The 12,954-nt window shown below is 69.2% G+C and carries 16 protein-coding genes; 10 read left to right on the forward strand and 6 right to left on the reverse strand.

Annotated features, from left to right (window positions below):
* Positions 1-164: 164 nt before the first annotated feature.
* Positions 165-1,445, reverse strand: coding sequence for an ABC transporter substrate-binding protein (locus AB1460_RS32120; RefSeq protein WP_368965861.1), 1,281 nt, complete (start codon positions 1,443-1,445; stop codon positions 165-167).
* A 333-nt stretch (positions 1,446-1,778) separates the two neighbouring features.
* On the opposite strand from AB1460_RS32120, the gene AB1460_RS32125 reads away from it, so the two are divergent.
* Complete coding sequence (locus tag AB1460_RS32125; RefSeq protein ID WP_368965863.1) at positions 1,779-2,315, forward strand: nuclear transport factor 2 family protein; 537 nt, start codon at positions 1,779-1,781, stop codon at positions 2,313-2,315.
* A gap of 52 nt (positions 2,316-2,367) precedes the next feature.
* On the opposite strand, the gene AB1460_RS32130 is transcribed toward AB1460_RS32125, so the two are convergent.
* From AB1460_RS32130 to AB1460_RS32150, 5 genes are all read right to left on the reverse strand, one after another.
* Positions 2,368-2,655, reverse strand: coding sequence for a transposase (locus tag AB1460_RS32130; protein WP_368965865.1), 288 nt, complete (start codon positions 2,653-2,655; stop codon positions 2,368-2,370).
* Between the two features lie 178 nt (positions 2,656-2,833).
* Positions 2,834-3,598 carry an SDR family NAD(P)-dependent oxidoreductase gene (locus AB1460_RS32135; RefSeq protein WP_368965867.1) on the reverse strand — a complete coding sequence of 255 codons (765 nt, stop codon included), beginning with the start codon at positions 3,596-3,598 and terminating at the stop codon, positions 2,834-2,836.
* Positions 3,599-3,651: 53 nt separating this feature from the next.
* On the reverse strand, positions 3,652-3,774 hold the full coding sequence (locus tag AB1460_RS32140; protein ID WP_368965885.1) for a ferredoxin: 123 nt from the start codon (positions 3,772-3,774) through the stop codon (positions 3,652-3,654).
* Complete coding sequence (locus AB1460_RS32145; protein WP_368965868.1) at positions 3,716-3,868, reverse strand: ferredoxin; 153 nt, start codon at positions 3,866-3,868, stop codon at positions 3,716-3,718. Before AB1460_RS32145 ends, AB1460_RS32140 begins: the two co-directional genes overlap by 59 nt.
* A 125-nt stretch (positions 3,869-3,993) precedes the next feature.
* Positions 3,994-4,944, reverse strand: coding sequence for a cyclase family protein (locus AB1460_RS32150; protein ID WP_368965870.1), 951 nt, complete (start codon positions 4,942-4,944; stop codon positions 3,994-3,996).
* A gap of 120 nt (positions 4,945-5,064) precedes the next feature.
* Between AB1460_RS32150 and AB1460_RS32155 the strand changes: the two genes are divergently transcribed.
* The 9 genes from AB1460_RS32155 to AB1460_RS32195 all read left to right on the forward strand — a co-directional run.
* The gene (locus AB1460_RS32155) at positions 5,065-6,438 is read left to right on the forward strand and encodes a cytochrome P450 (RefSeq protein ID WP_368965871.1); all 1,374 of its coding nucleotides are present in this window, start codon (positions 5,065-5,067) and stop codon (positions 6,436-6,438) included.
* A 44-nt stretch (positions 6,439-6,482) separates the two neighbouring features.
* Positions 6,483-6,956, forward strand: a complete 474-nt coding sequence (locus tag AB1460_RS32160) for a VOC family protein (protein WP_368965873.1) — start codon at positions 6,483-6,485, stop codon at positions 6,954-6,956.
* A 149-nt stretch (positions 6,957-7,105) separates the two neighbouring features.
* Positions 7,106-7,606 carry a nuclear transport factor 2 family protein gene (locus AB1460_RS32165; RefSeq protein ID WP_368965874.1) on the forward strand — a complete coding sequence of 167 codons (501 nt, stop codon included), beginning with the start codon at positions 7,106-7,108 and terminating at the stop codon, positions 7,604-7,606.
* A gap of 29 nt (positions 7,607-7,635) precedes the next feature.
* A complete protein-coding gene (locus AB1460_RS32170; RefSeq protein ID WP_368965876.1) occupies positions 7,636-8,787 on the forward strand; it encodes a CaiB/BaiF CoA transferase family protein in 1,152 nt (383 codons plus the stop codon).
* 90 nt (positions 8,788-8,877) lie between these two features.
* Entirely contained in the window at positions 8,878-9,735 is an 858-nt protein-coding gene (locus AB1460_RS32175; protein WP_368965878.1) for an enoyl-CoA hydratase-related protein, read from the forward strand.
* The gene (locus AB1460_RS32180) at positions 9,732-10,313 is read left to right on the forward strand and encodes a VOC family protein (protein WP_368965880.1); all 582 of its coding nucleotides are present in this window, start codon (positions 9,732-9,734) and stop codon (positions 10,311-10,313) included. The genes AB1460_RS32175 and AB1460_RS32180 overlap by 4 nt, the downstream gene beginning before the upstream one ends.
* 47 nt (positions 10,314-10,360) lie before the next feature.
* Positions 10,361-11,527, forward strand: a complete 1,167-nt coding sequence (locus tag AB1460_RS32185; RefSeq protein WP_368965882.1) for an epoxide hydrolase family protein — start codon at positions 10,361-10,363, stop codon at positions 11,525-11,527.
* Positions 11,528-11,543: 16 nt separating this feature from the next.
* Positions 11,544-12,674, forward strand: coding sequence for an epimerase (locus AB1460_RS32190; RefSeq protein ID WP_368965884.1), 1,131 nt, complete (start codon positions 11,544-11,546; stop codon positions 12,672-12,674).
* Positions 12,675-12,755: 81 nt separating this feature from the next.
* Positions 12,756-12,954 (forward strand): transposase (locus AB1460_RS32195; protein WP_420497376.1); only part of this gene is annotated, 199 nt, incomplete at its 3' end.

Raw genomic sequence — 12,954 nt, forward strand, 5'->3', positions numbered from 1 at the left:
GGGCCGTCAAGCACGGACTGAAACGTGTGCAGTACCGGCCCGATCTTCTTGTCGGGTTCCTTGCCGAGACCGGGCTTGCTTGGGAAGAGCTCGGATCAACATGACTTCTCGCATTAATCATCAGTAGCTGGTCAGTGCCTTGTGTGGATGGGTGTGGGCCGGGGTCAGTAGCCGATGCAGGTGCTGGCCAGGTCACCCTCGGCGCCGTTGCCGGACTCGTCCGGGACCAGACTCTTCGGATTGTCGTCGCCGGCGTCGAAGGTGAACAGCCAGCTGCAGCCGATCCGCTCCGACGGCTCGCCCTTGGCGTAGGTGACCGGCTCGGGGAGCAGGCCGCCGAGGGTCTCGTCCTTGATGGTGTACATCGCCTCAAGGACAGAGGCCCGGGTGATCTCTGCGGGCTTGGCGGTCTCGATCGCCTTCCTCAGCATCTCGAACGACGACCAGATCGCGGTGGAGTTACCGGAGGTCACGATGCCCTCGGGGGAGTACTTCTCCATCGACTCGCGGTAGATCTTCACCGGCTCGGCGTCGGCCCACCACGGGAAGCCGTTGGTGCCGCCGGTCGACTTGAAGCCCGAGACCTTGCCGAAGGCCTCCTGGTCGAAGCCGGAGTTGATGACCGAGAAGATGCCGCTGAAGCCCTGCTGCAGGCAGTCCGACGCGAACCGGGTGCCGACGGCGAAGCCGATGTTGAAGGCGATCGCGTCGGCGCCCTCACCGATGAAGGACAGGCACTCCGCGGTGTAGTCCGGCGCGGAGGCCGACACCAGCTGCGTGCCGGCGGGCTTCATGCCGATCTCCTCGGCGTAGTCCATCGCCTTGCCGCCGTTCTCCTGGCAGACCGCGACCTCGGCGCAGGCGGCCCAGCCGAACGTCTTGGCTCCGGCGGTCTGCGCCTGGTCGGCGTACGCCTTGATCGTGTAGTCCGATCCGGAGACGTTCTGGAACACCCCGGGCTGCGCGGACCACAGCTTGTCACTCGACCCGCCGCCGCTGATGATCGCGACCGGGGTGTCCTTGAACAGGTCACCCATCGCGCCCTCTGCCACCAGGTCGGTGAGGAAGACGGCGTCGACGGAGTCGTCCTCGAGGAACTCCTTGGCCACCGAGGTGGCGCCGGGCACCGTGTTCTTGGTGTCCACGACCTCGATCTCGACCGGGTGGCCGGCCACGCCGCCGTGGCTGTTGGTGTACTCCTGCCAGGCATGCGCGACAGCCTGGGCACCGAGACCGTTGGTTGCCTGCGGACCGGACATGGAAGCGCCGTAGCCGATCTTGATGGGGTCGCCCGTCAGAGCCGGGGCCGACTCCTGCGCGGTACTGCCCGCCGGGGCGGAGGTGTCGTCGTCGCTGTCTCCACACGCACTGAGCGCCAGACAGCCGACCACCGTGACGGCTCCGAGCCTGAATGCCCACGAGCGGGCGAGGGTCCTGCGTAACACGGATGGCTCCTTATGGTGATCATCGCTCCCGCCGGTGCGGCGGGCTGCTCCTGACGGGAGAGGCCAGATCGGGGCAGCATAACTGTAGGATCATCCAAACACAATTAGAAATTGGGTATCGAACCTTCTAAAGGGGCGCCGTGCCGTAACGGTCGGCGTGGCGGCTCAGGCAGTGTCTCCAACCCGAGGAACACGCCGGATGAGGCGTCCCTGGGTCTGGGTCGCCGGACGCCCGGGCGGGCCCTACCCGTACCCGCGTACCTTCGGTAAGGTGCTAAAAACACAACTAAAGGTCCATTGGGCGCCGGAGCTCGCGGGACCTGAGGAGGACGCATGGGCGTGGCACCCGACCTGGAGACCCTGGCCGACAAGATGGCCCTGACCGAGCTGGTCGCCCGCTTGGAGCAGGCGGTGGACCGGATGGACCGCGACGGCATCCTCGGGTGCTACTCGACGCGGTCCTTCGACGACCACGGCCGTTGGCGCGGCAGCGGCGAGGCGTTCGCCGAGTTCATCTGCGACAACCCCGGTTTCACGACGGCGTCGACGTTCATCTACCACCTGATGGGCCAGTCGATCTTCGAGGTCGAGGGCGACGAGGCCTACGGCGAGTCCTACTTCGCCTACTGGATGCAGACCTCCGAGGACCGGCTCTACCAGTCCATCGGGCGCTACCTCGACTACTTCGAGCGCGCCGACGACGGATGGCGGATCACCTACCGGCGGGTCGTCATGGAGTGGGACGGCACCCTCGCCTGCGAGAACGCGGTCCCCGGCGGCCACTTCCGCGGCACAAGGGACAAGACCGACCCCCTCTACACACGCCTCAAGTGGCCCGAGAACCCGAACACCAAGACCTCCATAGGCTGACTCACCCAAGCAGCGACGCCGCTTACTTGTGTTGTACTCGTGAGGTGACCGGCTATGGGGGTTCGAGTTGTAGGCCGGTTCCGGTCAGGAAGCCCTGTAGCAGGTCGGGGCGGTACTGAAGGCATTTGATCGCGGTCCTGATGACGCGGATCAGGTGGTCCAGGCTGCGGGCGGCGAGGTTGGCCAGCACTCCGGTCTTCAGATGCGCCCACAGGCTTTCCACCGGGTTCAGCTCGGGTGCATACGCCGGCAGCCAGGACACGTCCGCGGCCTGCAAACGGACCTGTTCACGGCGGGCCCGGTCGGCCTCCGTCAACCCGCCGCCATCGGGATACCTCATACACGCGGACTACCCCACGAACCGAAAGTCACCCTGCAGATTCAAGGTCGATAAGCGGTCACGTCGCCCGAACGGCCAGTCCGCCCGGGCGGAAATTGCCGTGATGGCCAGCGGCTCGTGCTTCGTCCGGGTCTCGCGCCGGAACATCGGATGCCGGGTCCGCGCTCGGCGCGCGGGGTCAGATCGAGAGGCCGCCGTCGGCGACCACGATCTGGCCCGTGACGAACGAGGCGTCCTCGGAGAGCAGGAACGCGACCACCCCGGCCACCTCGGCGGGCTCGGAGACCCGGCCCATCGGTATGCGGGCCAGCAGGCTGGCCTCGCGCTCGGGGTCGTCGAGGAGCCGGTCGATCATCGCGGTGCGCATGTGCCCCGGCCCGACCGCGTTTACCCGCACGCCGTCGGCGGCGTGGTCACGGGCGGCGGCCCGGGTCAGCCCGAGCACGCCGTGCTTCGCGGCGGCGTACGACGCCACGCCGGCCGCCCGCACCGTCGTGCTGGTGTAGGAGGCAACGTTGACGATCGCGCCGCGTCCCGCCGGAACCATCACGGCGAGCTCGGCGCGCTGGCACCGGAACACCGCGTTCAGGTTCAGCTCGATGGTGCTCATCCACAGCGTGTCGTCGTAGGTAGCAGCCCGCCGCGGAGCCGGGCTGACCCCGGCGTTGTTGACTGCGCCGTCGAGCCGACCCCATCGCTCCATGGCCGCCGCGACGAGACGGCCGGGGAGTTCCGGGTCGGTCAGATCCCCAGGCATGGCAAGCGCCTCGACGCCGTGCTGTCGTGCGGCCGCCGCGACCTCGGCGCACCGGTCGGAGCGCCGGCCGGTGAGCACGAGATGCGCGCCCTCCATGCCCAGCCGCAGCGCGGTCGCCTCGCCGAGGCCGCCGGTCGCGCCGGTGACCAGGACGACCTGGCCCTCGAATCGGCGTGCGCCTAGCACCGGCCCTCCTCCGCGCCCATCACCCGTCCGGTCCGCTCCCACATCGACCTCGCTCAGGCGCCGAGTCGGATCGCCTGCATGGGGCACATGCGCACAGCGGCAGATGCGGCTGCCTCGTCACAGTCGGCGAGTTCGGCCGAGGTGAACTCCTCGTCGGGCTTGCCGCGGCACGACAGTTGCCCCCTCGTCATCCAGGTCGAACAGGTTCGGCGCGGCGAAAGAGCACTGGCTGTGGTTCTCGCACTGGGTGAGGTCGACGCTGAACTTCACGGTGCCTCTCCTGTCCGTTCAATAGTCAGGGTTTCGCCCGTTTTGTTTCGCCCGTTAGGTCTCGGCCGTCAGGTTTCGCTGGTTTAGGTTTCGGCCGTGAGGTCTCGGCCGACGACGTTCGGTCGTCACAGGATGGCCAGCGCGTTCGCCGGTGAGCCGGCCGAACCGGGGCCGTTCAGTGGAGCGGAGGTGAGCAGGAACTCGTACCGGCCCGCGGCGCGGCAGGCGTCGGCGAGGGCATCGAGGTGCCAGAACTCGCCGACAGGTATACCGAGCCGGTTCAGCAGCGCCGAGTGCAGCCACGGATCCCGGAACGGGAACGGCTCGAGGGTGAAGTTGTCGGCGGCCACGGCGGCCACACCGCCATCCCATAGGTATTCGAGCATCTCCGGCGAGGGATCGATGCCGGGGCAGCGGAAGTCCGGCGTCGCGAGGGCGGCCCGCTCGGCGTACGACGAGGCACGGAAGCCCGTCTCCCATCCGGTGCGCAGGAGCAGGATCGTGCCGTTGTCGATGGCGACCCGCTGGTCGGCCGTACAGCCGCGGAGGTTCTCGACGGTGATCACCGCGTCGGTGCGCCAGTCGAGCGGACGGCCCTGCTCCGCGAGCCACCGCCCGACATCGAGCAGGACGCCGCGGCCGGCGATCCCGCGTTCGGCCCATGCCTCGATGCCCTTGGACTCGTCGGTGGACCCGTTGTAGAAGCACCCGTGCTCCACGTCGCGGACGTGCAGGAACCCATCCCACTGGGAGCTGTACTGGGTGTAGAGCCCGTCCCATAGGTCGTCACGAGCGCGCTCGCTGCGATGGACGACGTGGGTAGGCGCTCGGCGGCGGGATATCGCTGAGGCGGGGTGCGGTGATGGGTAGTACAGCGACGCGTTGAGGCTGAAGACCTGGCCGGTCCTGACGAGGGAGGATGCGGCCGCGACCCGTTCCGGGGTCAGCAGGTTCAACGCTCCCAGCTGTTCGTCGGGTCCGTAGAGCCCCACGGCCCGACCGCTGTGCAGGTCCGCGTAGGGCGGGCGCGGTGCGGCGTCGCCATCCGCCGCCTGGTTCCTCGTCGTCGTGGCCATCGATCGGATGGTACACAGAAAGCAAGATTTGAAGACGATTGTAACAGTGCTACGTTAGTGGTGGAGCGGTGTTCGACCGCCGGCGCAGCCTGATGCGCGCACCCTGATGGAGGTCGCCAGATGAGCCAGGTCGCCACGGTGGGGCGGGGCGCGTCCTCGCTGGACGAGCGCGCCGCCCGCTTCTACGACCTCGACTCCGAGCTCCTGCTCGACCCGTGGACGCTCTACGCCGACCTGCGTCAGCACGCGCCGGTGCTGCGGGTCGGCCCGGCCGTCGTTGTCACGCGGTACGACGACGTCAAGAGTGTCTTCCGCGACCCAGAGTCGTTCTCGAACAAGCGTTGGACCGGCACCCGGGTGACGCGACGCCGTGCGTCGCTGACCCCGGATGAGGCCGAGCGCTACGACTACCTGATCAGCCTCGACGTCAACCACATCGGCCAGAACGACAAGCCCAACCACACCCGGCTCCGGCGGTTCGTCAGCCAAGCGTTCTCCCGGCGCGCGGTCGAGAACCTGCGCGACCGCGCCACCCGGATCGCCCACGAACTGTGCGACGAGATCGACGCGTCCGGCGACGACCCGTTCGACCTGGCGACGCTGTCCTGGCGGCTGCCGTTCCTGGTCGTCTGCTCGATGCTCGCGGTGCCCCACGCGGAGGTCGCGACCTTCCGGTCGTGGGCGCTGGAGATCCGGCGTGGCCTCGGGACGAACTACGACAACCTCGACGCGGCGTACGACGCGACCCGCAACCTGGAGGCGTACGTCCTCGACCTGATCCAGCGGCGGCGTGCCCAGGGCACCGCCGGAGACGCCAGCGCCGGTGCGGATGGCGGCGGCACTGACGACCTGGTCACCGGGCTGGTCGCGAACGACACCGAGGACGGCTCCCCGCTGTCCGACGCCGAGCTGGTCGCGATGTTCGCGGTCATGCTCACCACCGGGAACGCCAACGACATGATCTCCAACGCGGTGATCGCGCTGGATCGGCGGCCAGACCAGAAGGCGTTGCTAAGTGAGGATCCCGCGCTGCTCCGGCCCGCGATCGAGGAGTTCATGCGGTACTGCCCCTCGGTGCACGGTGTGCATCGGGTCGCCGTCAACGACTGCGAGATCGCGGGCTATCCGGTGCGTGCCGGCGAGACGGTCCGGCTGGTGGTCGCCTCGGCCAACCACGACCCGGCGATGTTCGCCGACCCGGACCGACTCGACATCACCCGCGAGGACGCCCGGCACCAGCTCGACCTCGGCTTCGGCATCCACACGTGTCTCGGCCAGTGGCTGGCCCGGCTGGACATCGAGGTCGGGCTGGAGGTCCTGTACGAGCGGTACCCGGACCTGCGGGTCGCGGGCCCGGTCCGCTACCGGCGCGAGTACCAGTTCCGCGGCCCCGAGCGCCTGATGATCGCCAAGCGCTGCTCTCCAGGCGGAGATCTCCGAGGGTTGAGCCCGGGCGTCGATCCCCATCCCAGAAGCCCCATCCCCATCCCCTGATCCCCATGCCACAAAGGACTGCTACGAAGCCGGAAGGGCCCGTCATGAAGCTCGCCTCGCACATCGCCATCGGGGTTCGCGACCTGGAGCGCTCCCTGGTCTTCTACCGGGACGTCCTCGGGATGACCGTCATCCGCGACGCTGTCAACGCCCCACCCCGGGACGAGCTCTACGGCGCCCACGTCTGCTCCACCCGGCGTCGCGAGGTGATGTTGCGGATGGACGGCAACGAGGGGGAGGGGTTCGGCGACCGCGTCTTCCTGGCCATCTCCCAGTCGGACGAGCTCGCCGACAACAGTTCGCTGAACCTGGAGCACATCGGGATCCATCACATCGGGTTCTGGGTCGACGACATCCCGGCGCTTGCGGAGCGGCTTCGGGCCGCCGGCCACGAACCGATCTCGATCAAGGACACGATCGGCGTCGGGTACGGCGAGAGCGCGGACCAGAAGATGCGCGCCATGTTCGTCCGGGACCCCGACGGCACCATCCTCCAGTTTGACCAGCGCGTGGACTGAACCACGCGCGCCCGGCGGCAAGCGATGGATGGCGCCGAACCGGCGGATGGCGCTAGGCGGCCGCGGCTGTTGACCATCCACTACTAGCTTTTTATGGTGTTACTGTCGTGCTGACGGCGAGACGCGGACACGCGGGAGGGCGGTTACCGGTGGACGACCGGCTGGCGGTGCTGGAGGCGCGGCTGCGTGAGCTCGAGGAAGACCGGGAGATCCGCGAGCTTCTCGCCCGCTACGGCTACTACGCGGACGCGCCCCTGGACGAGGAGTACTTCAGGCTTTTCACCGAGGACTGCGTCATGGACGTCTCCGTCGGCTGCGGCGAGAACCCCTACGAGGTGGTCCGCTGGGAGGGGCTCGCCGAGATGCGGCGCTTCCTTGGCGAGCGCACGTCGCAGCACGACAACGGCTTCCAGGGGCGCAGCTTCCACGTGCAGGGCAACAACCTGGCCATCAAGATCACAGGGGATGACGCGGTCGCGACCGGTTACTCGTTCATCCTTCATCAGGATGGGCCGACCCTGAGGTTGCTGAGCGCCTCGATCAACGAGTGGGCGTTCCGCCGCGATGACGGCCACTGGAAGATCCAGATGCGCAAGCGGCGGATGGCCGGCGCTCCCGACGCCAAAGAGGTCCTGCGGGCGGCGGAGTGACAGGGCTGCCGAGTGACGGGAGCGGCCAGATGACGGGGCTGCCGAGTGACGCCGGTGGCGGAGTGAGCGCGGGCGCGCTCGCGGGGATCCGCGTCATCGACCTCTCCCGCGTCCTCGCCGGCCCGTATTGCGCCCAGCTTCTCGGGGACCACGGCGCGGAGGTGACCAAGCTGGAGCCGGTGACCGGTGACCTCAGCCGTTCGTGGGGACCATCCCGCGCGGATGGGGTGAGCGCGTACTACGCCGGCCTCAACCGCAACAAGCGGCACCTGACAGCGGACCTGGCCCGCCCCGAGGGCCGCGACCTGGTGTGGAGCCTGCTGCCGGAAGCCGACGTCCTGGTGGAGAACTTCAAGCCCGGGACCATGGAGCGCTGGGGGCTGGGCGCGGACGACCTGCTCGCGCGCTTCCCACGGCTGGTCTACTGCCGGATCTCGGCCTTCGACGACGCCGGGCCGATGGCCGGGCTGCCCGGGTACGACGCCGTCATCCAGGCATACACCGGAATCATGGACCTCAACGGCGAGCCCGACGGGCAGCCGCTGCGGGTGCCGATGCCGATTGCCGACCTCACCACCGGACTGCTGGCGTTCGCCGGCGTATTGCTGGCGCTGCAGGAGCGGGAGCGTTCCGGGCGCGGCCAGCGCGTCGATCTCAGCCTGGTGGATGGCGCGATGAGCCTGCTGCATCCGGCGGCCGCCAACTACTTCATGACCGGCGAGCCGCCGGGGCGCCTCGGCAGCGGGCATCCGAACATCGCGCCCTGCGACACCTTTCATTCACCGGCCGGCCAGCTGTATGTCGCGGCCGGGAGCGACCGGCAGTTCGCCGTGCTCGTCGGCTTCCTGGGCGCGCCGGAGCTCGCGCGCGACCCGCGGTTCCGCACCAATGCCGATCGGCTGGCGCACCGCGATGAGCTGAACGCGGCCATCGCGCGGCTTGTCGCCAGCCTTGATCCGGCCGTCGACCTGGCCCGCGCCCTGGTCGCCGAAGGCGTGCCCGCCACGCTGGTCCGGCCGCTGGCTGACGCGCTCGACGCGCCGGACGCCGCCGTGCGCGGGATGGTGACCGAGCTGGACGGGCTGCGCCTGCTGGGCGTGCCCATCCGGCTGAACCGCACCCCCGGCTCGGTCCGTACCCCGCCCAGGCCGCTGGGCGCCGACCAGGCCACCGCTGGCTGACCAGGGCCTACCAAGCGCGGGGCTTACCAGGCGCGGGGGCGTCCCGAGCACCGGACGTCACGGAGACCTTCGAGAACGAGAGATGAGAGCGTGGACTACGAGAACATTCTGTACGGCGTCGAGGAGCGGATCGCGACGATCACCCTCAACCGCCCGGAGAAGCGGAACGCGCTGAGCCCGGCGCTGAGGCGCGAGGTGATCCACGCGCTCAAAGCCGCCGAGGCGGACGACGACGTCACGCTGGTCCTCATCCAGGGGGCTGGGCCGGCGTTCTGCGCGGGCTACGACATGAACAGCTACGCCGGCGGCGACGACCGTCCCGAGCGTCCCGACGGATGGAACCACTCCGAGAACTTCGAGTCCTGGACCGGGCAGTTTCCGCGCAGTTGCCTGCGCGACTGGCTGACCATATGGGAGCTGCTCAAGCCGGTCGTCGCCAAGGTGCACGGCCACGCGCTGGCCGGCGGCTCGGAGCTGATGTCGATGTGCGACATCGTCTTCGCCGCGGACGACTGCCTCATCGGCTACCCGCCCACCCGCGCCCAGTCGACCCCGGACATCGAGTACTTCCCCTGGAAGCTGTCGATGGCCCAGGCCAAGTACCTCCAGCTCACCGGGAACTCGATCACCGGGAAGCGCGCCGAGGAACTGGGCTGGATCGCCAAGAGCTTCCCGGCCGACGAGCTCGACGAGCAGGTGATGCGTGAGCTTCGGCCGCTGGCCACGCTGCACCCGGCGATGCTGGCCGCCAACAAGCTCAGCCTCAACCAGAGCTACGAGGTGATGGGCTTCCGTGCGGCGCTGAATAGTGTCGTCCCCTGGTACTCGATCGCCCGCTCGTTCCGGCCGGGAGCTGGCGAGTTCCAGACCAAGGCCGCGAACGACGGGCTGAAGTCGGCGCTGAAGTGGCGCGACCAGGCGTTCCGGGACGAGGGGTTCGCACTGTGAGCGAGAGCGCCGCGGGCGGAAGCACCGCGAACGGGAGCGTCGCGAACGAGAAGGCCGTGGGCGAGGGCCGCCGCGCCGGGGTCAAGAGCCTCAACCATGTGGCGATCGGGGTCAGCGATCTGGAGGCCTCGCTGCGCTTCTACGTCGAGGGCCTGGGGATGCGCAAGACGCTGCAGAAGCAGACCAGCGCCCTGACCCCGGAGCTGATGCGGCTGCCGGAGGGCACGACCGGCACGACCGTGTTCGTGCAGGGCGACTCCCGGGTCGGTCAGATCGAGCTGGTGAAGTGGGAGCTCCCACCCGGCGACGACGGGCGCCCGAAGCGGCCCGGCGACTTCGGGATGGGTCAGCTGTCCTTCCCGGTCGCCCTCGAGGACGTCGGCGTCATCCACGAGCGGCTGGTCGAGATGGGCTACGAGGTCTACTCGGCTCCGACGACGACGACGGTCAAGAACTACGGCCCGGTCACTCTCTTCCTGTGCGAGGACCCGGACGGCATCCAGATCGAGCTGGTCGCGCTGCCGTCACCGGAGACCGTCCGCGAGTTCCGCGCCCGCGCCGCCGCCGAGAACGGCTGAACCCTGCGGGCGTCCCCGATCCAGAGTCCGACCACGCGGAGGCGGCAATGGAGACGATCATTCCGTTCACACCCGAGTTCGGCGAGGCGGAGGTCGAGGACCTGCGGCGCCGCGTGGCCGGCGCCCGCTGGCCCGCCCGCGAGACGGTCCAGGGCTGGGAGCAGGGGGTTCCGACCGACTACCTGCGCGGTCTCGTCGACTACTGGGCGAACGACTACGACTGGGCGGCGGCCAACCAGCGGCTGAGGCGGCTGCCGCAGTTCCGCACCACCATCGACGGGCTCGACATCCACTTCGCGCACGTGCCGTCGCCCGTGCCCACGGCGAGGCCGCTGATCCTGACCCACGGCTGGCCCGGCTCCTACCTGGAGTTCCTGGAGGTGGCCGAGCGGCTCGCCGATCCCGGGGCGGACGCCTTTCACGTCGTCATCCCGTCGCTGCCTGGCTTTGGCTTCAGCGAGCAGCCGGCCGAGCGAGGCTGGAACGCGGGGCGTATCGCCGACGCGTGGGTCGAGCTGATGCGCCGGCTTGGCTACCAGCGGTTCTACGCCCAGGGCGGTGATCTGGGGTTCGTCGTGTCGTTGGCATTGGCGCAGCGGCACCCCGAACGGGTCCGCGCCATCCATCTCAATTTCTGGGTTTCTGGCGCGGATCCGTCGGCCGAGCTCGCCGGGTTCGGCGAGCTGACCGAGGAGGAGCACCGCTACGTCGGCAAGGCGCGGCACCTGTGGGCACGGGAGGTCGCCTACTCGATGTTGCAGTCGAGCAAGCCCCAGACCATCGGCCACAGCCTCGCCGACACCCCGGTCGGGCAGTGCGCGTGGATCATCGAGAAGTTCCACGGCTGGACGGACAACACCGGCGTCCCGGAATCCGCCATCTCTCGGGACCGGCTCCTCGACAACATTGGTCTCTACTGGTTCGGCAACCTGGGCGCGTCGTCGGCGCGGCTCTACTGGGAGAGCACCGACGCGGCGGTGGCCGATCACTCCGCCGTCACCGTCCCGACCGGTTACACGGTCTTTCCCGCCGAGATCCTCGCCGCATCCGAACGCTGGACCCGGCTCCGGTTCACCGACCTGCGCTACTACTCACAGGCGGTCCGGGGCGGGCACTTCGCGGCGATGGAAGTCCCGGACCTCTTCACAGACGAGGTGCGCGCGGCGTTCCGCACAATCGAGGCCGCCAGCCCGACCGGCCTCTTCGGTGGATGACGGTGGGACTGGGGCGGTGACGGCGTCGCGCAGCGCGTTGCTGGTCGGTGGCAGCGGCCCGACCGGCCCCCACATCGTGGCGGGGCTGGCCAAGCGTGGGTTCGCCGTCACGCTGCTCCACCGCGGCAATCACGAGCTCCCCGAGCTCGCCGAGTACGAGCACATCCACGCCGACCCGCACTTCCGCGAGCCGCTCGATGAGGCCTTGGCCGGCCGGAGCTTTGACGTCGTCGTGGCGACCTATGGGCGGCTACGCCTGGTCGCGGACGCGGTGGCCGGGCGCTGCGGTGACCTGGTCGCGGTCGGCGGGATGCCGGCCTACGCCGGGTACCACGAGCCAGGCCAACTACATCCCTACGGGATGCCGGTGCTCGCCCGCGAGGAGACGGCTGACACAGGCCGACCCACCTCGGAGGCAGAGACTCCTGGCGAGGGCTTCTCCCGCAAAATCCGGGCCACCGAGGAGCACATCCTGGGGCTCTATGCGGCCGGCGCCTTCCGTGCGTCGGTGTTCCGGTACCCGACCATCTACGGGCCGCGCCAGGTCTACCCGCGGGAGTGGTCGGTGGTTCGCCGGGTGCGGGACGGCCGTGACCGGATCATCCTTCCCGACGCAGGGCTCACGATCACCACTCGGTGCGCGGCGGTGAACGCGGCGGCGTACCTGCTCGCCGCGGTCGACCGGCCCGAGGCCGCCGCCGGGGAGATCTTCAACGTCGGCGACCGCGACCAGCTCACCGTGCGCCAGTGGGTCGAGGTGTGCGCGGCCGCGGCCGGCGGTTCGCTGCGCCCGGTCTCGCTGCCCTTCGAGCTCGCCGGCCCCGGGCGCGGCCTGTTCCCCCTCTCGCACGACTCCCACCTGCTCGTCGACACGCACAAGGCCGTCGCGCGGCTCGGGTACACCGAACCGGTCCCGGCCGTGCGCGCTCTCACCGACACCGTGCGGTGGTACGTGGAACACCCGCCCGACGAGAGCGCGGCTGGGCACCTGGTGGACCAGTTCGGCTACGCCGAGGAGGACAGGGTCATCGAGACCTATCTCGAAGCCACCGCCAGGCTCCTGGCCGAGCAGCGGCCCGCCACCGTCGCCGCGCATCCCTACGCGCATCCGAAGGTCGCCGGCCAGCGCGACCATCGGAACCGGTAGCGATGGGCCTGCTGGCGATGGGCGCAGCATCCACGGGCTTAGAGCGTGTCTCGCGTGGCCGCTTCGGGTACATATCTGATCATGGATGTGTTGGAGAGCAGCCTCGCCGGGCGGCTGGTCCCGGACGAGCTGTGGGAGCTGGTGGAACCGCTGCTGCCCCGGTTCGAGCATCGCTGGCAGGGTGGTGGGACTGCCCCGATCGAGGACCGGGCGGTGTTCACCGCGGTGGTCTACGTGCTGACCTCGGGGTGTGCCTGGCGGCATCTGCCGGCCGAGTTCG

Source organism: Parafrankia sp. FMc2, assembly GCF_041008525.1.
In the GTDB taxonomy this organism is placed as follows: domain Bacteria; phylum Actinomycetota; class Actinomycetes; order Frankiales; family Frankiaceae; genus Parafrankia.